We start from the raw sequence: 21,337 nt of genomic DNA, 5'->3' as shown, positions 1-21,337 counted from the left end.
CTAAGGCATGGTTAACGTGCGCCGCACCGCCCGCGGCAGCGGTTAGCCTGCCAGCTGTGGCCCGCCTGCTGCTCATCGAGGACGACCTGACGATCCGTACCCCGCTGATCCGGGCCCTGCGCGAACGCGGCCACGCGGTGGCCGCGGCCTCGACCGCGATGGCCGGGCTCCGCGACGCGTTGGAGGACCGACCCGACCTCGTCGTGCTCGACCTGGGCCTGCCCGACCTGGACGGCCGCGAGCTGCTGCGGATGCTGCGCGCGGTCAGTTCGGTGCCGGTCATCGTGGCCACCGCGCGTGACGACGAGGCCGAGATCGTACGGGTGCTCGACGCGGGCGCCGACGACTACGTGGCCAAGCCGTTCACCGCGGCGCAGCTCGACGCCCGCGTCCGGGCGGTGCTGCGGCGCGGCCCCTCCGGTGCCGACGGGCAGGTCCCGGCGCTCGTCGTCGGCGGGCTGCGCGTCGACCCCCGGGCGCGGCAGGTGACCCTGGACGGGGTCGCGGTCGAGCTGACGCCCCGCGAGTTCGATCTGCTGCACCACCTCGCCGGCCGGCCCGGCCAGGTGGTCACCAAACGTGAGCTGCTCACGGAGGTGTGGCAGATCCCGTACGGCGGTGCCGACAAGACCGTCGACGTGCACCTGTCCTGGTTGCGTCGCAAGTTGGGGGAGAACGCCCAGCAGCCTCGCTACCTGCACACAGTGCGTGGTGTCGGAGTGCGTCTCGAAGCCCCGGCGGCCCAGCCGTGAGGGCGCGTCTCGCGTTGCTGGTCGCCGCTGTCAGCGTCCTCACCCTCATCGCGTTCCTGGTGCCGTTGGCGCTGCTGGTCCGCACCGTCGCCGAGGACCGGGCGACCGTTCGGGCCACCGCCGACGCGCAGAGCCTGGTGCCGGTGGTCGGCACCGCCGACGCGGCGACCATCCGGCTCACCGTCGAGCAACTCGCCGCGGACTCCGGCCGACCGGTGAGCGTCTTCCTGCCGGACGGTACGGTGCTCGGCGCCCAGACACCCCGTACGCCCGCGGTGGCCCTCGCCGCGCGCGGACAGAGCCTCACCGGCGAGTCGGCGGCCGGCCGGGAGGTGGTCATCGCCGTGCAGGGTCGAGCGGACGGCACCGGGGTGATCCGGATCGCGGTGCCGCAGCGCGAGCTGAGCGCCGGGGTCACCCGGGCCTGGCTGGTGCTGGCGCTGCTCGGCGTGATCCTCGTGCTGATCGGGCTGTTGGTCGCCGACCGGCTGGCGCGCACCCTGGTCCGGCCGATCAGCGACCTCTCGGCCGTCTCACACCGGCTGGCCAACGCCGAGCTGGACGCCCGCGTCACGCCGGCCGGCCCGCCCGAACTGCGCGAGGTGGCCGGCGCGCTCAACCATCTCGCCACCCGGATACAGGTGCTCCTGGTGCAGGAACGCGAACAGGTCGCCGACCTGTCGCACCAGTTGCGGACGCCGCTGACGGCGTTGCGGCTGGAAGCGGAGTCGTTGCGTGACCCGGATGACGCCGCCCGGATCACCGCCGCCGCCGACGGGCTCGAACGCGCTGTCACCGGGCTGATCCGGCAGGCCCGCTGGCGGCACGCACCGGCGCAGCCGCCCGCCGCGGACGCGGCGGCGATCGTCGCCGACAGGGTCGCGTTCTGGTCGGTGCTGGCCGAGGACACCGGCCGGGCCGTCACCCTCGACCTGACGCCCGGCCCCCTTCCGGTCGGTGTGGCCGCCGACAACCTGACGGCGGCCGTGGACGCGCTTCTCGGCAACGTCTTCGCGCACACCCCCGACGGCACGCCGTTCACCGTCCGGCTCGCCCGTGAGGCTGGCGAGGCGGTCCTCACCGTCGCCGACGAGGGCCCGGGAATGCCAGCCGGAGCGATCCGGCGGGGCACGAGCGCCGCCGGGTCCACCGGCCTCGGCCTGGACATCGCCCGGCGCGCCGCGCAGACCGCCGGCGGCCGACTGGAATTGCGGGCCGGTCCGGGAGGCGGTGCGCAGGTGCTGCTCCGGCTGGGGCCTCCGACGTCGGCGCCGGAGGCATAGGCGCTGCGGTGCCGGGTAGCTGCCAGTCATGGCGCGGTACACGAAACCCGAGCTCAGAGAGCAGATCAAGGAAGAGGTCAAGGCCTCCGACAAGGGTGGCAGGCCGGGGCAGTGGTCGGCGCGCAAGTCACAGCTCGTCACTCAGGAGTACAAGAAGCGCGGCGGCGGATTCCTGGGCGAAAAGGACGAGCGACAGAAGTCTCTCCAGCGCTGGGGCAACGAGAAATGGCAGACGAAAGAGGGCGACACCCGTGCGCGCAAGGGCGGCACGACGAGTCGCTACCTGCCCAAGAAGGCCTGGGAGGAGATGTCGGAGAGCCAGAAGCGCGCGACCGACACGAAGAAGCGCGAAGCGTCCCGATCCGGCAAGCAGTACGTCGCGAACACCGGGCCGGCCAAACGAGCGCGTCGGGATGCCACCACGGCCGGACGGATGTCGGAGATGTCGGTCGCGGAGGCGGCCAAGCTGGTCCGTGGCCTCGACACGCGACAGCTCAAGACCGCGCTGCGCAACGAGCGCGCCAGCAAGGACCGCAAGACGCTCGTCCAGCGGCTGGAAGCGGAACTCAACCGGCGCGGCTGACCGTGCCGGTACGGCTGCGCCGCACAGCTCAGGGAGCCTGACCCACGGCTCCGAAGCCCGTCGAGGTGATCCGGTCGTCCTGTCGGCGGCGCAGGATCTGCACCTCGGTGGTGGCTTCGGTGCCGGTCAACGGCAGGACTCCCACCGAAGCGGGCACCACTGCGGAGATGCTCGCCGGGGCGATCGTCACCCCGAGGCCGGCCGCGACCAGGTGTGCCACCGTGGCCCAGCTGGTGGCGTCCTGGACGATGTTCGGCGTGTAGCCGGCTTCCAGGCACGGTCGGAGATTGCGCTGGTAGGCCCGCTCGCCGGCCACCCGGGGGAAGAAGACGAACGGGTCGTCGCGCAGCACGGCGGCGTCGATCGCGAGGTCTCCCGCGTGCGGATGATCGGCCGGCAGGACGGCGACGAAGGACTCGGTGGCGAACGTGGTGCCGACCAGGTCGTCGTGGTCGTCCGCGTCCCGAACCACGCCGAGATCGACCTCGCCGTTCAACAACCGGTCGACGATGTGCGCCGTGTACGCCTCGTTCAGACGCAGGTGGACGGCCGGATGGCGCTCGCGGAATCGACGGATCGGCCCGGCCAGCCCGAGTTGAATCGCCGAACTGACAAACCCGATGTCGAAGCGCCCCTGCTCCCCGCGCCCGATCCGGCCCGCCTCGTGCACGTCGTCGGCGACGGTGGCCAGCACCCGCCGGCACCGGTTCAGATACGCCTCGCCCGCGGGCGTCAGCGCCACCGACCGGGAGGTGCGCACGAACAGCGGCGTGCCGATCATCGCCTCGAGCTGGCGGATCTGCTGCGAAAGCGGTGGCTGGGCCATCCGGAGCCGCACCGCGGCCCGGCCGAAATGGAGCTCCTCGGCGACCGCGACGAAGTAGCGCAGGTGGCGCAACTCGGGTTCCATACCTCAAGGATACGGATGACCCCGAACAAGATATTGGACGTTCGAATGGTGGTGGCCGGAAAATCCAACCATGAAGCCGAGCACGCTGACCATCACGTCCATGACGACCGCTGAGGAGGCCGAGGCCTTCCGGACGCTGAACGAGGAATGGATCTCCCACTTCTTCACCATTGAGGAGTCGGACCGCAAGACGCTCAACGGCCCGTTCGCCGCCATCGTCGACCGGGGCGGCGACGTGCTGATCGTCCGCGACGGCGGGGAGATCATCGGCTGTGTCGCCCTAGTCCGCAGCTCGGACGACGTCTTCGAACTGTCGAAGATGACGGTGCTCCCGGCGGTGCGCGGCCGGGGCGTCGGCCGCCAGCTCATCGAGGCGGCGATCGCGCGCGCCCGCGAGCTCGGCGCGACCACCCTGTTCCTGGGCAGCAACACCAGGCTCGCGACCGCGGTGCACCTCTACGAGGCCGCCGGTTTCCAGCATGTGAGTTCGGATCAGATCCCGCTGCCGCCGTACGCCCGCGCCGACGTCTTCATGAAGATGGCGCTCTGACCAGCCCAGGCCGGCGGGCCCGGCCGTAGGGTCGACACCACCGCCGGCTTAACCCGGCCTTAGCGTTCGGACAGCGCGGTGCTATCCCCGTTCAGCGGATCCTCGGAGTCGACAGCCCAGGAGTTGACATCCGAGGAAAGGTGGACACCACGATGAAGCGCACCAACCTGCTTCTGGCGACGGTCGGCGGGTCGGCGGTGCTGGCGGTGGCCGGGGTCGCGCTCGGCGTCGACGCAGCGAACGACAGGCGCACCAGCGGCACGGCACTCGCCGCAGCCACCGTCGCACCGACGGCTACGGACGTGCCGGAGGGCAGCGCCGCCCCGGCGACCAGCAGCGGTGTGCCGTCTACCGGCACCCCGTCGGGTACGCCGTCGAGCGGCACGCCGTCCGGTACGCCATCGACCGGCAGCGCGCCGGCGGGCAGCGCGGTCGACGAGAAGCGCGCCGGTGAGATCGCGCTCGCCAAGGCCGGTGGCGGCCAGATCGTCGAGGTCGAGGCCGAGCAGGAGAACGGCCGGCCGGTGTGGAGCGTCGAGATCGTCGCAGGCGACACCGAGCACGAGGTGGACGTCGACCGGGACAACGGCTCGGTGGTCAAGGCCGAGCAGGAGCCGGTCGACGACGATGACAACGACGCCGACGACGACAACGACGCCGACGACGACGACAAGGACGACAAGGACGACAAGGACGACAACGACAACGACTGACCGCCGTCGCTGTCCACCCCCTGTGCTTCCTGGGGTGGACAGCGACGCGTTGTGACGCGGCGGTCGGCCGCCCCTCGTGGGCGGACCGACCACCGTGTGCGTCATGAGGTGCCCCGTGAACCGTCAGATGGCGACGCGTTGCTCCTGGACCGTCGGCGGGTCCTGGGCGAACTGGGTGCGGTACAACTCGTGGTAGCGGCCACCGGCCGCGAGCAGGTCACCGTGTCGCCCGCGTTCGACGATGCGCCCCGCCTCCACGACGAGGATCTGGTCGGCCGCCCGGATGGTGGAGAGCCGGTGCGCGATGACCACGCTCGTCCGGCCGGTCAGCGCCTCGGCGAGGGCGTCCTGAACCGCCGCCTCCGAGGTGGAGTCCAGATGCGCTGTGGCTTCGTCGAGGATGACCACGCGCGGACGAGCCAGCAGCAGTCGCGCGATGGTGAGCCGTTGCCGTTCCCCGCCGGACAGGCGGTATCCGCGCTCGCCGACCACGGTGTCGAGCCCATCGGGAAGTGAGCGGATCAGGTCGTCGAGGCGGGCCCGCCGGAGCACCTCCCACATCTCGTCCTCCGTCGCGTCCGGCTGGGCGAACGCCAGGTTGGCGCGGATGCTCTCGTGGAAGAGGTGCCCGTCCTGGGTCACCACGCCCAACGCCGTCCGGATCGACTCGGCCGACAGCTCACGTACGTCGACGTCGGCCAGCTTCACCGCGCCGTCCTCGACGTCGTACAGGCGAGGAACGAGCTGCGCGATCGTCGACTTGCCCGCCCCGGAGGAGCCGACGAGCGCCACCATCTGCCCAGCTTCGGCGCGGAACGACACCCCGTGCAGCACCTCCTCACCGCCGCGCGTATCGAGCTTCGCCACGTCCTCCAGGGACGCGAGCGACACCTTGTCCGCTGAGGGGTAGCCGAACCGGACCCCGTCGAACTCGACAGCGACCGGGCCCTCCGGCAGGGGGCGGGCGTCGGACCTGTCGAGGATCAGCGGCTTGAGGTCGAGAACCTCGAACACCCGCTCGAAACTCACCAACGCGCTCATCACCTCGACCCGGGCACTGGCCAGCGATGTCAACGGTGCGTAGAGGCGCGACAGGAGCAGCGCGAGGGCGACCACCGTGCCGGCATCGAGGCTGCCTCGCAGCGCGTACAGACCGCCCAGCCCGTAGACCAGGGCCAGCGCCAGCGAGCCAACGACGGTGAGCGCGGTGATGAAGACCCACTGCAGCATGGCGGCACGGATGCCGATGTCCCGGACCCGACGTGCCCGCGCCGCGAACTCGGCGGACTCCTCGGCCGGTCGCCCGTACAGCTTGACCAGCGTGGCGCCGGGTGCGGAGAACCGTTCCGTCATCCGGGTGCTCATCGCCGCGTTGTGTTCGGCCGCCTCACGCTGCAACTGGGCGAGCTTCGAACCCATCCGCCGGGCCGGGAGGACGAAGATGGGCAGTAGGACGAGCGCCAGCAGCGTGATCTGCCAGGAGAAGGTCAGCATCACGGCCAACGTCAGCATCAGCGTGACCGCGTTGCCGACCACACTCGACAGAGTGTCGCTGAAGGCACGCTGCGCGCCGATCACGTCGTTGTTCAGCCGGCTGACCAGCGCACCCGTGCGGGTCCGGGTGAAGAACGCCACAGGCATGCGCTGGACGTGGTCGAAGACGGCCGTCCGCAGCTGGACGATCAACCCCTCACCGATGCTGGCGGAGAGAAATCGCGTCACCAGACCCAGCCCGGCCTCGGCGAGGGCGATCGCGGCGATCAGTACCGCCAACCGGATCACCACGCCACTGTCGGCGCCGTCGACGATCGCGTCGACCACCCGACCGGCGAGAACGGGCGCCGCCACCGTGAGGACCGCCGTCACCACGCTCAGCAACAGGAATCTGATGATCAAGGCGCGGTGTGGCTGGGCGAACCGCGCGATCCGCTTCAAGGTTTCGCGGGACAGCGGTCGCTCATCCTGCGCGTTCATCGCGTGGTGCAGAGACATCCACGCGGTAACTTCCATGCTCATGCCTTACCTCCGATACCGGAGGCTAGGACCTAACCCGAGCTTCAGGTCAAGTCACCGCGCCGGATGTGCCAACTCGTGCTACGACTTCCGACCGCACGCGCTGCGCGGAACGCGCGCCCAACCGCCAGCGCAACCGATCGTTGCGCTCAGCCAAGCGATCCCACGCCCAGGTGCTGTCGATATTTCCTCCGTGCGCTGCGGGTTGCTGTAGGGCAGGTCGGCGCCGGCGTACCAGCGGGTGACCTCTCCGACGCAGCCGTGGGCGAGTCGTCGGCGAGGGCGAGCACGTCGAGCCAGCCGTCACGGCGCTCGGCGGGCTCGATGTCGTCGGCGTCGGTCACCGGGCTGGGGCCGGGCCGCGATGTGCAGCACCCCGTCGGGCGGGTGGCCTTCTCGGCAATCTCGATGTACTGCTGGCCCAGCACCCGGCCAAGCCGAGCCAGCTCGACCTGGCCGGGTGCTGCGGTAGGTCGGGCAGCAGGGCCTCGAGTTCCGGGCCGTGCCGCAGGGAGAACCCGCCGGACACCACGATGGCCGCGCCGTCACCACCCGGGGCGAGATGCTCGGCCGACTCCCGGTACGGCCGTCGCCGGCCGCTGGTCAGCGGCCACACCAGGTGGGCCGGACTCTGCGGGGTCTGCCAGCGCAACGCGATCGGCCCAATGACACGGTGGTGTGATCGCGCCAAGAACACGCTCGCAACGCTGCTGGCCATGATCTATTTGGCGCTTGAGATCAAGTACCGACCGCGCTGCCGGCGACGTGTAAAAGTGGTCACGGTCACATAGGAAAGTGGCGGTCAGAAACGTTGACAAACCCCTGTGACATGGCCTGCTCGTCGCGGCTCCGAAGTGACACAGGGGTGATCCAGGCAACGGCGATGCCGGTCTATGGGCTGATCGCCTGACCCCCCATCGTCCGACGGGGTGGTCGTTGCCGGCAAACCCACCGGTTACTGATCGGTCACGTAGCGAAAGGGAGAGTGTTTTCGCTGGTAAACGTCTTGGGGGGCCGATCCGCTGCAACGGTCGGCCCCCACGCCCGATGATGACCCAAGTCCAAGAGAGAGCATCATGGGTAAGCGGCGAGATGAGATGCCGGGCCATACCGGATTCCTCGCCTCGCTGCCCACTATAGAACGTTGTTTACTGCCTGTCCGGCAACTCATCCCGAGCGATCTGTAAACAACGGCAGGCCTTTGTTCACTTCAAAACCCGTGAACAACTCGTGTTTGGAGGGTGTGCCAGCGAGTTTCGCCTATGCGGACGCGGGTCGCGTCCTCTGCATCTGAGAGGATGTGAGGGCGCGTCAGCGAGGACGCCGGGCTGCAACCTGGCGAGTCACCCGGACTGATGGGCATCCCTGTGTAAGACCCAAGTCCGGGTGGATGACCCGCAGCGGGGGCTGCGGGTCCTCTGCTCATTCGAGAGAGGACCCCTGCCCGTGCGCGCCCAGCGTTCACGGCGTGGTGGGATCGGGAGCACCAAAGCCTCAGGTAACTCCCCGACCCTCACCGCCACCGTCGCCGTCACGGCGACCATGATCCTGCTGATGGCCTTCAGCATCATCTCCTGGTTGCTGGGCAACACCACCCTGGCCGCCGTCGCGGGCACTGGTGCCTGCACTCTGGCGGCCGACGCCATCCGCCGTTACCTCGGCGTCGCCGTCGATCAGGGACACCGTCCGCCGGAGGTCAGGGCGTCCAACGACCCCGGGCGGGATGACCAATGAGCGCGGGGATCGGGCGGCCGGAGAAGCCGCTCGACCCGGCCGCTGGGCCCGTTACCCAGTTCGCCTACTCCTTGCGCAGACTGCGCCACGAGGTCGGCAGCCCGTCGTACCGGACCCTGGCGAGCCGCACGTACTACTCGGTGTCCACGCTGTCCATCGCCGCTAGCGGAACCCGTTTCCCGAGCTGGGCATGTGCTGAGGCATACGTCCGGGCGTGTGGGGTCGGTGGCGACGACATCGTGCACTGGCACCGCCGCTGGAGCGCCGTCGACGAGTACGTGCGCGCCCAACGACGCGCCCAGCGGGGGGCGGCGAAGAACCGTCCAGCAGTCGCTGCTCCGGAAGTGGCGGACGTCCCCCTCGTCAGCCCGGCACCGCTCCCGGTCTTGGAACTGCGGTACATCGACGCGGACCCGACCTTGGTGGCGACCCTGGAGGAGTTCCTCACCGCGCTGGACCAGATGCGCATCGAGAAAGGGCTCAGCCTGCGGCAGATAGCCGAACGATCCCGACTAACCAGTCTTCCTGGCACCACCGCGTCGGGAGGGCTCAGCCGCTCGCAGCTGCACGAAATGCTCAACGGCAAGGCGCCGCTGCGTTCGAGACAGGTAGGCGCGTACCTGTTGGCCTGCGGGGTTCCGCAGGAGCGTGCCATAACCTGGCTGACTCGTCTCTACCAGCTGGTCGAGCACGACCGCCGGGCGAAGGCCGCGCTGGCCGCGCTGAAGGCCAACTCGACAGAGGCCATTCCGACCGCCGGGGTGGTCTCCGCACCGTCGAACAAGACGGAGAACGTCGGGATCGAGGAGACCGTCGAGCCCGGCCAGAGGGGTAAGCACCGTCGGTCCAAGCGCTGGACGGCCTTCATCAGGCAGGTGCTCATCGGCCCGAAACGCGTGCGGAATACGCATGATTCGGCAGTCGCCCGGCCAGCACGCACTCCGGTCTCCGAAGCGCCGCGTGGTGTGTCGGGGACTCAGGGTCGCAGTGCACAGGACCCCGAAGCTGCGAAAACCTCACGACCCTGACGGGGACCGCGTACCTCACGCGCTGAAAAACTGAGGGTAAAGAAAGGCGGGGTGCCAGACAGCACCCCGCCTTTCGCTGTTTGGACAGTGCTGCGCGGCCTCGTCGCTTCCCGCCTGTCCACGCTGCGACGCGCTGGCTCACCAAGCGCGGGTCGACAGGTCCGGCACGCGCCAGTTCGTCGCGCCTGCTCGCACGCACTGCTCCGGACCTGATCGGCATCCCCTGGGCTCCGGGAAAGGTGCCGAGGATGCGCTGCGGGTCGAACGCCCACACGTGTCGCGTTCGGCGCGTAAGTCGCGGGTGGCGTCGACGACGTCGTCCTCGACGTTGCTGGCCAGTGTGGGCCCAGGGCGCCGGCCATCGCGGGGATGCCCGGCTGGTGGTCTTGCCGGTGCGGAGGCCACAGATGTCGGTGGCCATGTTCTCGGAGGACTGGCGCAGCCGGTCCCGCTGCCCTCGGCGGCCGTCCACGACGGCGACGCGGGCTAGGGTGCTGTTTCCCGGCTGGCTGCTCTTACGTTCGTCGGTGGTAGTGGTTGCGGCGGGGGATTTGGTCGGGGTCGAGCCAGGCGGGTGGGGTGAATTCGGGGTGGCCGTCGTCTCCGAGGTGGACGGTCCAGTCGCTGTGGTGCAGGTGTCGGTGGTGGTGGCCGCAGAGGAGGACGGCGTTGGCCAGGCTGGTGGTGCCGCCGTCGGCCCAGTGGTGGATGTGGTGGGCGTGGCACCAGCGCGGTGGTAGGTCGCAGCCGGGGAAGGCGCATCCGCGGTCGCGGAGCACGAGGGCGCGGCGGAGCGGTCCGGTGATGAGTCGGCGTTGTCGACCGACGTCGAGTGGTTGGCCGGCACCGCCGAGGACGGTGGGCAGGATGGTGGCGTCGCAGGCGAGCCGGCGCACCGTTTCCGGGGTGAGCTCCAGGCCGATGTCGAGCGCGCCGGTGGACAGTTGCCGGGTCAGCCCGTCGTAGCTGGTGGTGACAACGATCTGCGCCGGGTCGCCACCGCTGTCGGGCAGGTCGCCGGTCCGGAGGGCGAGGCGGCACACCTCGGCGAGGGCGTCGTGGCGGCGTTGCCCGGGGGAGCGGGTGTCGTCCGGTCCGGATGGGGCGGTCAGTGGGTCGATGGCGGCGCGGAGCAGGCCGGCGGCTTCGGTGTCGAGGGTGCCGGTGAGGCGGAGTCGGCCGTCGGTCTGTTCGGACAGGGTGAGGTGTCGGTCGCGGGTGGCGCGGCGTGCTTCGGCGTCGAGGGCGGCCTGGGCGGCGGCGTCGGCGATGTCGGGGGCGACGTGGTCGAGGATGCGGGTGCCGAGTTTGCGCAGTTGAGTGGGGTCGAATTGCCCGGCCCAGTCGGTGAGCAGGCTGACGGCCTTGTCGGCGGCCTCGGTGCCAGCGGTGGTCTGCACGGTGGGGACGGTGTCGGCGATGACCCGGGCCTGGTCGAGGGTGATGTGCCCGTCGGCTAACGCTTGTCGTATCCCGGGCTTGCCGGTGTCCAGGGCCGTGGCGTCGTCGACGAGGCGGCGGGCGGCGGGGATGGTGAGTCGCAGTCGTTCGCGCAGCCAGACCGCAGTGCTGGAGGCGCCCTGGGCGCGGGCCGTGCCGCGGCCGTCGATCTCGCGGATGAGGGTGAGGGTGACGGCGGCGAGGCGTTGCTGAAGGCGGTGCGCGGCGTCGAGCGCGGCGATCAGGTCGTGCTCCGGGAGGGCCCAGGCGGGGGCGTCGACGCAGGCGGCGACCGTGTCGTCTGCCTGCGCCAACTCCTCGACCATGGCCCGACACTAGAACAGGTGTACGACACTTTCAGTCACCATGATCGATTCGACCGGCTGGTCGCCGGAGGGCTCGTCGGTGCTGGAATCCTCCCCGGTGGCGACCGGGGCTGGGCGTGCTACCCGGCAGTGCCGGGAGCTGGTGTCGAAGCGCTGCCTGGCGTGAGCGAGGGCTGCGTGTCGGCGGCGCTGCCTGGTGCCCGCTATGAGCGAGAGCTGGACGCGTCGCTAGGGATAAGCGAGGTCCGGGCGCGTCATTAGGGATTAGCCAAGGGGCGTCGAAGAGCCTTGGCCCAAGTCATGACGTGATCGATGGAGTGGCGGGTGAGGCCGATCGTCGGGTCGGCGGTGATCAGCAGTGTGGGGCTGCTGCGTGCTGCGGCCCAGCTGTGGGCTTGCGGCGTGTGAAGGTCGTCGAGCCATGCTGCGGGCCGTCGCTGGGCGTAGGCGGCGATGACCGGAATCTTGTCGCTGGGGTGGAACGGCGCGGGCGGCATGGTGATCACGGGTAGGGGAGCGATGCGCAGAAGCGGGGCGAGGAGTCGGTTGGCTTCGTCGTTCCAGCTCGTGGCCCAGGCGATGTCCAGGACGGCGCTCGCCTCGGTGATCCAGGCACCGTGGGCGGCATTGACACGGACGGGCTCTTCGCCGGGGAACAGGTGGTGCTCGGTGTAGCCGGCCGCTGGTTGAGGAGTCCCGTATGGGCTGAGGACACCGTCGACGTCGAGCAGGAGCAGGGGCCGGTTCACGCAGAGGATCCTGCCGTAAACGGTTCGCCGGTGGTGACCGCGAACCAGGTCACCGGCGAAGTCCGCCTGCCAGGACCGGCCGGACACGCACCAGGCGGCCGCGCAGCCACGGGCAGACAGCAGGCGGCCGGTCAGGAAACGGGCAGGCACCAGGCGGCCGGGGCGCAGGGGCAGGGCGGACATGCGGCGGGGCCGTCGGCGAACGGGAAATCCGTGCCGGCGACCCCGCCACACCAAGCGAACTAGCCGATGCGGAACTGCTCGCCGTAGACGGCGAACGTCAGGGGCGTGTTCAGGTTGAAGTTGCCGTTGTTGAGGAACACCCGCTGGGCGGTGTCGACGCGGGAGGTGTCCGAGTGGGCCTCCTCCTTCTTCATCTCGATGACCCGCTCGTCGAGGAAGGCGTTGAGCCAGGTCCGCTCGTCGCCGCCCTGGGCTGGCGGCTTGGCCCGGTTGAGGGCGCGGCTGCGGATCTGGCGCATGCCCTCGTACCCGTGCATGACCGCCGCGTCGTAGTAGGCGAACTGACCGAGTGCCCGGACCTGGTCGTTCTTGCCGTCGCGTACCGATGGGTTGAAGTAGACCCGGTCCCGTTCGGCCTCCTGGGCGGCCTGGAACACCGAGTCGTTGGCCGCGGTGCGCCAGTCGCGGAGGAAGTTCGGGTCGAGGCCGGCGTGCGACGGGGTGCCGTTGACGTTGCGCAGCGCCGGCAGGTAGCCGGCCAGGACGTTGCCCGGCTTGGTGCGGGTGTACGCCTCGACCAGTTCGAGCATGTCGCCGGTGCCGGAACAGAAGCCGATGATGCCGGCGGTGTAGCCGCGCCCGTCGCCGATGTCCTCGATGTAGGAGAACTGCGCGCGCCAGTCGAGCGAGGAGTTCTCGGCGGCCGAGACGAGTTGCATGGCGACGTTCTTCTTCGCCGCGTCGTCCAGGTTGGTGCCGGTCGGGGTGGTCGGCGTAGGGGTGGGGGTGCCGCCTCCCGGCAGGGTCCACAGCTGGTTCGTGGTGCCGCCGCAGGTCCAGATCTGCAACCGGGCGCCGTTCGCGGTGCTCCGGTCGGTGACGTCGAGGCACTTGCCGGAGCCGGAGTTGACGAGCGCGCCGTTGCTGGCGGTCCACTTCTGCGCGGCGGTGTTGTTGCAGTCGTACAGCTGCACCTTGGCGCCGTTGGCGGTCGACGCGGCGGTGACGTCGAGACACTTGCCGAGTGCTCGGATGGAGTTGTCGGTGTTGCCGACGGTCCACGTCTGGGCCGCGCTGCCGTTGCAGTCGTAGAGCTGGACGGGCGTGCCGTTGGCCGAGCTGGCACCGGCGACGTCGATGCACTTGCCGCCGAGGCCGGTGATCGGGCCGGCGGTCGCTGCGCTCGCCGACGGCAGGCCGTAGCCGACGGCGGCGACGCCGACCAGCAGGGTGCCCACGACGTAGGCGGCTGTTCTCTTGTGAACCATGGTGTTCCTCGGGGAAGGGGCGGCGTGCCGCCAGCCGGTCGGTTCGCGGTGCCCTACGGCGCCGAACTGCCGCGCCGGGCGAAGCATCAGGAAACTGTATTAACAGATACCAGTACGTCGATTCCCCGTCAATCGACGACCGCGAGGCGTGACGGCGCCTGTTCATCCCGTCGTTGGCGGGGCGTACGTGCCGGTGGCTATCGTCGGGCCGTAACTGATCAACGGGCCGGTCCATCGGAACCAGCACCGTCCGACGGACAGAAGATGGTCATGGAGTCGAGTCTGCGCGCTCGGGTGCGAGCCGGTGACCCCGGTGCGTTCGCCGAGCTGTTCGACGAGTACGCGCGCTCGGTGTACAACGAGGCGCGCAACCACATCCGCAGCAACCGCCGCTACCGCAGGGTGGCCGCCGCGCTGCTCGCCTCCGACTTCACAGTGCCCGACCACGCCGACGAGGTCGCCGGTCGACTCGACGACAGCCGACGCATCGCCGCCGCGATCGACGCGCTGGCCCGGCTGCGACGCGCCGAGCGCGAGGTGCTGACCCTGTGCCTGTGGGAGGGCCTCGACTACGAGTCCGCGGCGGAGGCGCTGGGTGTTCCGGTCGGCACCGTGCGGTCCCGGCTGTCACGGGCCCGCGCCCGGCTCCGTACCCTCGTCGACGCCCCGCCGCGCGCCGCACGGCCGCCGGCCGTGGACGCCTCGCTCGTGCGGGAGGGCAGCCAGTGAGCGCACCCGATCCGGCCGAGTGGACGGAGATCGCCCCCCACCCCGGTGATCACGACCTGCCGGCTGGCCGGCACGAGCTGCACCGCAGCCGCCTGCTGACGGCGATCGCGCAGGAGCCGCGTACCCGAGGAAGGGCTTTCGTGCCGTTGCGGCCCGCGCTCGCGGCGGCCGCGTTGGTAGTGGTCGCGGCGGGGATCGGCGGTGGGCTCGCGGTCCGGTCCGGCGACGCGCCCCCGGCCGCGCTCCCGTCGCCCGAGGTGAGCCTCCCGGCCGCTCGGCCGGCACCGCCGGGCACGGCCGCCAAGAACCGTGGGTACGGCACGGTGCGTCAACTCACCGACGCGGCCGACCTGGTGGTCCGCGGCGAGGTGATGTCGGTGGTCGACGGGTGGGCGGTCTACCGGGTGGCGGAGGTGCTCTACCGCCCCCCGGACGCCCCGGCGCCCACCGAGATCACGGTGGCGGCGGAGGTAGCCGGGACGGCCGGCCGCCCGACCGTCCTCTACCTGGGCCTCGCGGACCCGGTGGCGCGCGTCTACCGCCCGCTCGGCGGCGAGTTCGGGATCTTCGACCTCGCGGGGGAGACGGCCACCAGCCGGTCACCGGCGATGTCGGTGACCGGTCTGCGCACCGAGGACGCCACCGGGGCGGGTCGCCCGTTCGTCACCACGCTGGCCGAGCTTCGGCAACTCGCCGGCGAGCGGCGCTGAGCCTGGAAAGCAACGGCCGAAAAAGAATGGAACTCGGTGCCCGGGACGCACAGATAGAAGGCGTAAGCAGTGCCGCGTTCCGAGCGAGTCGACCCGGGACGGCACCGAGACGCGAGGAGCGTTCCATGGCAGTCGACAGTCGCCGTACCCGGGCTCTGTGGGCCACGGCCACCGCCGTGCTCGCCGCTGCGGCGTTGTCCGCCTGCGGCAGCGGCGGCGCAGACCCGGCGGCCGCGCCCGCCCCGAGCAGTGCCGCCCCGACCAGCACCGCCCCGCCGACCGACGTCGCGCCTCCGCCGATCAAGGGCAAGCTGCGCGGGTACGGCACCGTGCGACAGCTCAGCGAAACCGCGGACCTGGTCGTACGCGGTGAGGTCGAGGCGGTCGGGTTCCGGGTCGACGAGGTGCTGCGCGCGGCGACCGGATCGACAGTGCGGGCCGGGGCGCGGATCACGCTCACCGCCTTGCCCGCCGGTGTGCCGGACATGGCGCACATGTCGAAGCTGGAGGCGGGCCAGGTAGTGGTGCTCTACCTCGCCCGGGACGCGGCGGCCCCGACGTTCCGGACCCTCAGCGGCGACTTCGGTGTGTTCGACCTGAGCGGCTCCGGCGCGGAGGCCGTCGCCACGACCCGTTCGCAGACCATGGCCGTCAGCGGCCTGAACGCCGAGGACCCGGCCGCGTCCGGTCACGGTCTCCGCACCACTCTCGGCCAGCTGCGCACCGTCGCCGCCCAGGTCAAGTAGGGCGAGTGGGAACGCGGACGGCACCCACCGACGTGCCGTCCGCGTGGTCACCGCTCCCGGTAGGTGGCCAGGTCGAAGTCGGCGTACACGCCGTCGCCGCCCAGGTCCTGCACCCACAGGCCGAGGAAGGCCCCGGTGAAGCCCCACGCCGCCGGCTCACCGTCGATGATCAGAGCGGCGTGTTCGTCGGACAGGATGGTCGCGTCCAGCTCGACCGGCAGTCGCTGCCAACCGCCGCCGAGGTCGTAGTCGAAGCACACCGTCGGCCCGTCGAAGACGGCCCGCAGGCCGACCCGGGTGACGCCGCCGACATCGACGGTCAGGTTGGGGTACGCGGTGCGCCGCCCGTTGTCGGAGCTGAGCAGCTCCAGCACCGTCCGCCCGTCGTCGGCCCGGGTCAGGTAGAGGTGGTGCCAGTTGAGGGTGTTGTAGTACGCGGTGAGCCCGGCGAGCTGGCGGTGGTCGGCCGGTTCGAACTCCACAACGGTTTCCAGCGAGCAATCCATCGCGCCGACGCGCCGCCCGACCAGGCTGGGCGCCTGTCGACCGACCGGCGACTGCCCACCGTGGACCCGCAGGTACGACGGGCGGGTGTGCAGGTCGACCCAGTCCGCGGTGGCCGGCCGACGTAGCGTCGACCAGCACCGGCCCAGCTCGGGTGCGTCGAAGTGGTCCGTCTCGGGCTCCGCCGGCCACGGGTGCGCGGGCAGGTCGGGTGCGACGACCTCGTCCGCGGGCACCCCTCCGGCGATGCGCGGCCAGCCGTCCGACGGCCACTCGACCCGCTGGATCGCGGTCTCCCGGCCCAACACGCAGTTGCCCAGCGGAGAGTACGGGCGGCCAACCAGGTGGGCCAGGTACCACTCGCCGTTCTGGGTGCGGACCAGGCTGCCGTGACCCGCCTTCTGCAATCGCAGGTCGGGCCGCCCGAAGGAGGTGAGCAGCGGTCCGTCCGGCTCCACCTCGTACGGCCCGAACAGTTCCCGGGACCGCGCCACGGTGACCTGGTGCTCCCAGCTCGTGCCGCCCTCGGCGGTGATCAGCCAGTACCAACCGTCGTGGCGGTACAGGTGCGGACCCTCGGTGACCCCGGCCGGGGAGCCGGTGAACAGAATGCGGGGGCTGCCGACCAGACGGCGCGCGGCCCGGTCGTACTGCTGGATCTCGATGCCGCCGAAGCGGTCGCGGCCGGGTCGCCAGTCCGCGCTCATGCCCAGCAGCCAGGTGGTGCCGTCGTCGTCGTGGAACAGCGACGCGTCGAACCCGCGCCCGTGCAGTTTTACCGGATCGGACCAGGGGCCGGTGATGTCCTCGGCGGTGACCAGGAAGTTCTGCGGATCCCAGTAGCCGCTGGCGAAGCTGGCCACGTCGCTGTAGACGAGGTGGAACTGACCGTCGTGGTACGTCAGGTCGGGCGCCCACACCCCGTTGGAGTCGCCACATCCGCGCAGATCGAGCAGCCGCCGGTCGGTGATGATCCCACCCAGGCTGCGCCAGTTCACGAGATCACGTGAGTGGTGGACGAGCACCCCCGGATACCACTCGAAGGTGGAGGTGGCCAGGTAGTAGTCGTCGCCGACGCGCAGGATCGACGGATCCGGGTGGAAGCCGGCGAGGACGGGATTGCGGATCGACCGGGTAGCGGTCGCCACGTTAGCGATGTCGGTCGACACGAGGGCTCCTCTGGACGGACTGTCTGGAACTTCCGGAAAATCGTGCTCCCGGATCACTGGAGTCCTGCCTACGCTATCCGGTCTTTTCGCAATAGGACAGAGGTCTTGACCGCTGGGGCGACAGCTCGTAGCGTGCCGGCCATCGATCGATATTACCGGCGAAGCGTTGAAAGTTTCGGAGATCCATAGCTCCGCAGGGGGGACCGTGGGCACGGAGAACGGCCGGAACGTCACCATCGCCATGATCGCGCGGTTGGCCGGAGTCTCCGTGCCCACCGTCTCCCGGGTCATCAACGGCCGCTCCGACGTCGCCCCCGACACCCGGGAACGCGTCGAGGCGCTACTCAACCGGCACGGCTACCGCCGCCGGTCACCGACCCGGCGCACCGACGCGGCCCTCATCGACCTGGTCTTCAACGACCTGGACAGCCCCTGGGCCGTGGAGATCATCCGTGGGGTTGAGGACGTCGGCCAGACCAGCGGTGTCGGCACCGTCGTCTCGGCCATCCACTGGCGCATCTCCTCGGCCAAGCAGTGGCTCGACAACATGCGTACGCGCTCCACCGAGGGAATCATCTTCGTGACCTCGATGGTGAACCCACCGTTGCAGGCCGAACTTCGCCGGCTCCACCTGCCAGTCGTCATCATCGACCCGGCCGGGGTCGACCCGCAGGAGTCACCCACCATCGGCGCCACCAACTGGGCGGGCAGCCTCAGCGCCAACCAGTACCTGATCAGCCTCGGCCACCGCCGCATCGGGTTCATCGCCGGCCCGCCGCATCTGATGTGCAGCCGGGCTCGGATGGACGGCTACCGGGCCGCCCTCGGCGCCGCCGGCATCCCCATCGACGACGCCCTGATCCGTCCCGGCAACTTCTACCACGAGTCCGGCTTCACCGCGGGTACGCAGCTACTGGCCCTGCCCGACCCACCCACCGCCATCTTCGCCTCCAGCGATCAGATGGCCCTCGGCGTCTATGAGGCGGTCCGTAAACGGGGCCTGCGGGTGCCCGACGACGTCAGCGTGGTCGGCTTCGACGACCTGCCCGAGGTGCGGTGGTGCTCCCCACCGCTGACCACAGTCCGTCAACCCCTGGCCGAGATGGGCATGCTGGCCGCGCGTACCGTGCTGCGCCTCGCCAGCGGCGAAAGGACCGAGAGCCCTCGGGTCGAACTCGCCACCGAGCTGATCGTCCGCGACAGCGCCGCGCCGCCCCGGTCGTGACACTCCTCAGTCGACACGCAACGCGTCGTCGACGCCCGTCTCCCGGCGGCCGAGGTGCGCCGGGTCTCGACCGGAGAGCAACTCCAGCGCGGCCTTCAGGCAGGCGCCGTGCTCCCGCGACGAACTGAACCACCACGTCTGGGCGTACCGCTTCGCGCTGTCGTCGCCCACGCCGTTGGCGTCGATGCCGAGGCGCCGGCACAGCGCCACGGCGCGCGGAAGGTGGAAGGACTGGGTCACCACAGTGGCTTGTCGCACCCCGAAGATGCGCTCGGCGCGCGCGCACGAGTCGTAGGTGTCGAAGCCGGCGTAGTCCGGTACCACCTTGTGCGCTGGTACGCCCCGCTCCACGAGCCAGTTCCGCATCGCGGCGGGCTCGTTGTAATCGGCGTTCATGTTGTCGCCCGACACGAGGATCGCCCGAACCTTGCCGGCGTCGAACAGCCGCCGCGCGATCTCCAACCGGGCCGTGAGGACGGGTGAGGGCGTGCCGTCCGCGTCCACCTTGGTGCCCAGGACCAGCGCGACCGGCGCGTCCGGCACCTCGGCCTCGCCGTAGAGGTGGCCCTGAGCGGTGTCGCGGATCCACGTCACGCTGGCCACCGTGCCTCCGGCCAGCGCCACCGACCCCACCGTGAGCGCGAGGACCGTCCAGCGGACGAACCGCCGATGCTCCCCGTACCAGCGCCTGGCCGCACCGAATCGTCCCCGCATGCCGCAAGGCTATTCGGCCCACTCCCACGACTGTCATCGGCGTACACGCGAACCATCCCGAGCAGCGAACGGAGACCGTTGTCTATGGACAATCGCTTACTGTTAACGCTAACGTGACGGACAGTCGTCGACACCTGAACAACCTCTGGCCGCCGTGACGGAGCTGTCACCACTGACCCGAGGCGTGATGAGCGACGATCGTGGCGTGGGGCGGGTGGCACGTGGCCGGCGCGAGACGGCCCGAGACCACCATCGGGCGACCCGCGCGCCGCGCGGCCGAGGCATGAACGGCCACCGGGATTCCAGGGCATCGCAGCAGCCGGACGGTCGTGCGACGACAACCGGCCTGCTCACCTGCCCTGCGCACGCCGCTGACCAGACGGCCCACACCTGGGCCGCCCTGACGGCAACCGTCGGTCCCAGCCCTGGCCGCCGGGTCGCGTCCCGCTGTTCGGAGTCCGGGCCCGAGCTGGGGGACGCGACCCGGTCCAAGCCGGGGCGCTCGTCATCCTCGGCGGCGACATCACCGCCGTCGGTCAGCGCGTCAGCTTCGGGTCCACCGTTGGCTGTTCGTGCCGTTGCAGCTCGCCAGGACCGCGGGGGTGCCGTTGGCGGTTCCGGCGGCGTTGGGTGTGAGGCACAGGCCGGACTGCACGCCAGCGACCGAGCCATCGCTGTTGACGTTCCACTGCTGGTTGGTGCCGCCGTTGCAGTCCCAGATGATCACCCGGGTGCCCGGCGAGGTCCCGGCACCCTCGGCGTCCAGGCACTTCGTGCCGTACACCTGGAGTTGTTTCGTGGCGGTCGACGTCCACTGCTGGTTGGTGCCGCCGTTGCAGTCCCACAACGTCAGTTGTGTGCCGTTGGTCTGCGACCGGGACGGGACGTCCAGGCAGCGGTTCGCGCCGGTGTTGCGCAGCGGCGCCGCCGAGCCGCCGGGTGGCGGGGTGGTGGGGCTCGTGGTGTCGAAGCCGAGGAACCGGACTGCCTGGGCGGCGTCGAACGGGATGGAGTGGCCGTACCCCTGGAAGCTGATCGCTTCGACGGGCGCCGTGCCGCCGGTGCCCCCGTACCGGGTGCGGGTGGCGCTGGTCTGCGGGGAGTCGGTGAAGCTGGGGGTCTGCGACACGCCCTGCACGTTGGTCCACTGCTTGATCTGCTCGCCGAAGTTGACGTAGCTCAGCGTGGTGTCCGTGGTGCCGTGCCAGATCTGGAACCGGGGACGCTTGCCGGAGTAACCGGGGTAGGCGTTGCGGACCAGGTCACCCCACTGCTGCCCGGTCCTGACGATTCGTCCGCCGGAGCACTCGCTGTTCCACTCCGCGCCGTTGGTGGTGGCGAAGCACCCGAACGGAACGCCGGAGGAGCTGAACCCGGCGTGGAACAGGTCCGGGTAGAGGCCAACCATCACGTTGGTCATCATGGCCCCGGAGGAGAACCCGCCCACGCCGATCCGGTTGGCATCGACCGGGTAGCGGCTCCGCACGTAGTCGACCATGGACTTGAGGCCGACCGGGTCACTGCCGCCGTCGCGCCGAAGGGCCTGCGGTGACGACACGTCCCAACACTTGCTGCTCCGGGTCACCGACGGGTAGATCACGATGAAGCCGTAACGGTCGGCGAGGGTGCTGAGCCCGAAGCCGCTGTGCACCGCCGGGCCACTGCCGGTGCAGTAGTGCAGGGCGAGGAGCAGGGCCGGCTGGGCCGCGACCCGGTCCGGCACGTACAGGTGCATCTGGAGGTTCGTCGGGTTCGTGCCGAAGTTGGTCACCTGGGTGAGCGTCGCGGCCGACGCCGGGGTGGCGACCGTGACCACTGCCGTCATCGTCGCCAGGGCCGTCGCCAGCGCGGCGGCCAGCAGTGCGATCCTTGATCTCATCGGCGGTTCCTCTTGTCGTGAGTCGGGGACCCGCCTCGCATCGACTGTGAGCGATAACATGCTGTTCGTCAAGCGGTAACATATGACGTCTGTCGATCCCGTGCCATGCACCTTGAGATTGTCGAACCG

Annotated in this window: 21 protein-coding genes; 12 read left to right on the top strand and 9 right to left on the bottom strand. The window is 70.3% G+C overall.

Translation table 11 applies throughout. The features are described 5' to 3' along the window. Positions 1-56: 56 nt before the first annotated feature. Genes KBX71_RS02335 through KBX71_RS02325 form a run of 3 tightly spaced genes read left to right on the top strand, consistent with a single transcriptional unit; the run spans position 57 to position 2,618 of the window. The gene (locus KBX71_RS02335) at positions 57-752 is read left to right on the top strand and encodes a response regulator transcription factor (protein ID WP_124822048.1); all 696 of its coding nucleotides are present in this window, start codon (positions 57-59) and stop codon (positions 750-752) included. Then, a complete protein-coding gene (locus KBX71_RS02330) occupies positions 749-2,035 on the top strand; it encodes a HAMP domain-containing sensor histidine kinase (protein WP_210816288.1) in 1,287 nt (428 codons plus the stop codon). Before KBX71_RS02335 ends, KBX71_RS02330 begins: the two co-directional genes overlap by 4 nt. A 28-nt stretch (positions 2,036-2,063) precedes the next feature. Then, positions 2,064-2,618 (top strand): DUF5872 domain-containing protein, encoded by a 555-nt coding sequence (locus KBX71_RS02325; RefSeq protein WP_124822050.1) that lies wholly within the window; start codon positions 2,064-2,066, stop codon positions 2,616-2,618. Between the two features lie 28 nt (positions 2,619-2,646). Here the strand turns inward: KBX71_RS02325 and KBX71_RS02320 are convergent, their stop codons facing one another. After that, positions 2,647-3,528: a LysR substrate-binding domain-containing protein gene (locus tag KBX71_RS02320; protein WP_210816287.1), complete on the bottom strand. Its 882-nt coding sequence runs from the start codon at positions 3,526-3,528 to the stop codon at positions 2,647-2,649. A gap of 100 nt (positions 3,529-3,628) precedes the next feature. Between KBX71_RS02320 and KBX71_RS02315 the strand changes: the two genes are divergently transcribed. Together KBX71_RS02315 and KBX71_RS02310 are read left to right on the top strand one after the other, a co-directional pair. Next, a complete protein-coding gene (locus KBX71_RS02315) occupies positions 3,629-4,078 on the top strand; it encodes a GNAT family N-acetyltransferase (protein WP_247682835.1) in 450 nt (149 codons plus the stop codon). Between the two features lie 152 nt (positions 4,079-4,230). Further along, the gene (locus KBX71_RS02310; protein WP_210816285.1) at positions 4,231-4,791 is read left to right on the top strand and encodes a PepSY domain-containing protein; all 561 of its coding nucleotides are present in this window, start codon (positions 4,231-4,233) and stop codon (positions 4,789-4,791) included. 123 nt (positions 4,792-4,914) lie between these two features. Here the strand turns inward: KBX71_RS02310 and KBX71_RS02305 are convergent, their stop codons facing one another. Both KBX71_RS02305 and KBX71_RS02300 read right to left on the bottom strand, forming a co-directional pair. After that, entirely contained in the window at positions 4,915-6,807 is a 1,893-nt protein-coding gene (locus KBX71_RS02305) for an ABC transporter ATP-binding protein (protein ID WP_210816284.1), read from the bottom strand. A gap of 146 nt (positions 6,808-6,953) precedes the next feature. Then, entirely contained in the window at positions 6,954-7,232 is a 279-nt protein-coding gene (locus KBX71_RS02300) for a hypothetical protein (protein WP_210816283.1), read from the bottom strand. A 1,126-nt stretch (positions 7,233-8,358) separates the two neighbouring features. Here KBX71_RS02300 and KBX71_RS02295 point away from each other — a divergent pair. Together KBX71_RS02295 and KBX71_RS02290 are read left to right on the top strand one after the other, a co-directional pair. After that, a complete protein-coding gene (locus KBX71_RS02295) occupies positions 8,359-8,538 on the top strand; it encodes a hypothetical protein (RefSeq protein WP_210816282.1) in 180 nt (59 codons plus the stop codon). Then, positions 8,535-9,566 carry a helix-turn-helix transcriptional regulator gene (locus tag KBX71_RS02290; RefSeq protein WP_247682834.1) on the top strand — a complete coding sequence of 344 codons (1,032 nt, stop codon included), beginning with the start codon at positions 8,535-8,537 and terminating at the stop codon, positions 9,564-9,566. The genes KBX71_RS02295 and KBX71_RS02290 overlap by 4 nt, the downstream gene beginning before the upstream one ends. Before the next feature lie 515 nt (positions 9,567-10,081). Here KBX71_RS02290 and KBX71_RS02285 read toward each other — a convergent pair. Continuing rightward, complete coding sequence (locus tag KBX71_RS02285; RefSeq protein WP_210816281.1) at positions 10,082-11,332, bottom strand: HNH endonuclease signature motif containing protein; 1,251 nt, start codon at positions 11,330-11,332, stop codon at positions 10,082-10,084. Between the two features lie 40 nt (positions 11,333-11,372). Here KBX71_RS02285 and KBX71_RS34180 point away from each other — a divergent pair, with 40 nt between their 5' ends. Further along, complete coding sequence (locus KBX71_RS34180) at positions 11,373-11,498, top strand: hypothetical protein (protein WP_256441941.1); 126 nt, start codon at positions 11,373-11,375, stop codon at positions 11,496-11,498. Positions 11,499-11,589: 91 nt separating this feature from the next. Here KBX71_RS34180 and KBX71_RS02280 read toward each other — a convergent pair whose 3' ends face one another. Both KBX71_RS02280 and KBX71_RS34385 read right to left on the bottom strand, forming a co-directional pair. After that, a complete protein-coding gene (locus tag KBX71_RS02280; RefSeq protein ID WP_210816280.1) occupies positions 11,590-12,081 on the bottom strand; it encodes an HAD domain-containing protein in 492 nt (163 codons plus the stop codon). Between the two features lie 242 nt (positions 12,082-12,323). After that, on the bottom strand, positions 12,324-13,532 hold the full coding sequence (locus KBX71_RS34385) for a chitosanase (protein ID WP_210816279.1): 1,209 nt from the start codon (positions 13,530-13,532) through the stop codon (positions 12,324-12,326). Positions 13,533-13,802: 270 nt separating this feature from the next. Between KBX71_RS34385 and KBX71_RS02270 the strand changes: the two genes are divergently transcribed. The 3 genes from KBX71_RS02270 to KBX71_RS02260 all read left to right on the top strand — a co-directional run bounded on the left by KBX71_RS02270 (position 13,803) and on the right by KBX71_RS02260 (position 15,717). Further along, positions 13,803-14,261 (top strand): RNA polymerase sigma factor, encoded by a 459-nt coding sequence (locus KBX71_RS02270; RefSeq protein ID WP_210816278.1) that lies wholly within the window; start codon positions 13,803-13,805, stop codon positions 14,259-14,261. After that, entirely contained in the window at positions 14,258-14,971 is a 714-nt protein-coding gene (locus KBX71_RS02265; protein ID WP_210816277.1) for a hypothetical protein, read from the top strand. Before KBX71_RS02270 ends, KBX71_RS02265 begins: the two co-directional genes overlap by 4 nt. A 125-nt stretch (positions 14,972-15,096) precedes the next feature. Next, positions 15,097-15,717 (top strand): hypothetical protein, encoded by a 621-nt coding sequence (locus KBX71_RS02260; protein ID WP_210816276.1) that lies wholly within the window; start codon positions 15,097-15,099, stop codon positions 15,715-15,717. 47 nt (positions 15,718-15,764) lie between these two features. Here the strand turns inward: KBX71_RS02260 and KBX71_RS02255 are convergent, their stop codons facing one another. Continuing rightward, on the bottom strand, positions 15,765-17,390 hold the full coding sequence (locus KBX71_RS02255) for a glycoside hydrolase family 43 protein (RefSeq protein WP_210816275.1): 1,626 nt from the start codon (positions 17,388-17,390) through the stop codon (positions 15,765-15,767). Positions 17,391-17,631: 241 nt separating this feature from the next. Here KBX71_RS02255 and KBX71_RS02250 point away from each other — a divergent pair, with 241 nt between their 5' ends. After that, positions 17,632-18,615, top strand: coding sequence for a LacI family DNA-binding transcriptional regulator (locus KBX71_RS02250; RefSeq protein WP_231396836.1), 984 nt, complete (start codon positions 17,632-17,634; stop codon positions 18,613-18,615). Positions 18,616-18,621: 6 nt separating this feature from the next. Here the strand turns inward: KBX71_RS02250 and KBX71_RS02245 are convergent, their stop codons facing one another. Further along, positions 18,622-19,329 carry a vancomycin high temperature exclusion protein gene (locus tag KBX71_RS02245; protein WP_210816274.1) on the bottom strand — a complete coding sequence of 236 codons (708 nt, stop codon included), beginning with the start codon at positions 19,327-19,329 and terminating at the stop codon, positions 18,622-18,624. 544 nt (positions 19,330-19,873) lie between these two features. Then, positions 19,874-21,208, bottom strand: coding sequence for a PHB depolymerase family esterase (locus KBX71_RS02240; RefSeq protein ID WP_210816273.1), 1,335 nt, complete (start codon positions 21,206-21,208; stop codon positions 19,874-19,876). Positions 21,209-21,337: the final 129 nt, after the last annotated feature.

It is taken from the genome of Micromonospora sp. D93, from assembly GCF_018070365.1.
GTDB classification, from domain to species: domain Bacteria; phylum Actinomycetota; class Actinomycetes; order Mycobacteriales; family Micromonosporaceae; genus Micromonospora; species Micromonospora ureilytica.
The sequence above is the reverse complement of the archived record's forward strand: the minus strand, read 5'-3'. Positions and strand labels throughout refer to the sequence as shown.

Bases quoted from the DNA above. Each gene is read 5' to 3' on its own strand.
- KBX71_RS02320 (WP_210816287.1), bottom strand. From the start codon at position 3,528: ATGGAACCCGAGTTGCGCCACCTGCGCTACTTCGTCGCGGTCGCCGAG.
- KBX71_RS34385 (WP_210816279.1), bottom strand. From the start codon at position 13,532: ATGGTTCACAAGAGAACAGCCGCCTACGTCGTGGGCACCCTGCTGGTC.
- KBX71_RS02295 (WP_210816282.1), top strand. From the start codon at position 8,359: ATGGCCTTCAGCATCATCTCCTGGTTGCTGGGCAACACCACCCTGGCC.
- KBX71_RS02325 (WP_124822050.1), top strand. From the start codon at position 2,064: ATGGCGCGGTACACGAAACCCGAGCTCAGAGAGCAGATCAAGGAAGAG.
- KBX71_RS02240 (WP_210816273.1), bottom strand. From the start codon at position 21,208: ATGAGATCAAGGATCGCACTGCTGGCCGCCGCGCTGGCGACGGCCCTG.
- KBX71_RS02260 (WP_210816276.1), top strand. From the start codon at position 15,097: ATGGCAGTCGACAGTCGCCGTACCCGGGCTCTGTGGGCCACGGCCACC.
- KBX71_RS02290 (WP_247682834.1), top strand. From the start codon at position 8,535: ATGAGCGCGGGGATCGGGCGGCCGGAGAAGCCGCTCGACCCGGCCGCT.
- KBX71_RS02270 (WP_210816278.1), top strand. From the start codon at position 13,803: ATGGAGTCGAGTCTGCGCGCTCGGGTGCGAGCCGGTGACCCCGGTGCG.
- KBX71_RS34180 (WP_256441941.1), top strand. From the start codon at position 11,373: ATGATCGATTCGACCGGCTGGTCGCCGGAGGGCTCGTCGGTGCTGGAA.
- KBX71_RS02315 (WP_247682835.1), top strand. From the start codon at position 3,629: ATGACGACCGCTGAGGAGGCCGAGGCCTTCCGGACGCTGAACGAGGAA.
- KBX71_RS02305 (WP_210816284.1), bottom strand. From the start codon at position 6,807: ATGAGCATGGAAGTTACCGCGTGGATGTCTCTGCACCACGCGATGAAC.
- KBX71_RS02245 (WP_210816274.1), bottom strand. From the start codon at position 19,329: ATGCGGGGACGATTCGGTGCGGCCAGGCGCTGGTACGGGGAGCATCGG.
- KBX71_RS02285 (WP_210816281.1), bottom strand. From the start codon at position 11,332: ATGGTCGAGGAGTTGGCGCAGGCAGACGACACGGTCGCCGCCTGCGTC.
- KBX71_RS02250 (WP_231396836.1), top strand. From the start codon at position 17,632: ATGATCGCGCGGTTGGCCGGAGTCTCCGTGCCCACCGTCTCCCGGGTC.
- KBX71_RS02310 (WP_210816285.1), top strand. From the start codon at position 4,231: ATGAAGCGCACCAACCTGCTTCTGGCGACGGTCGGCGGGTCGGCGGTG.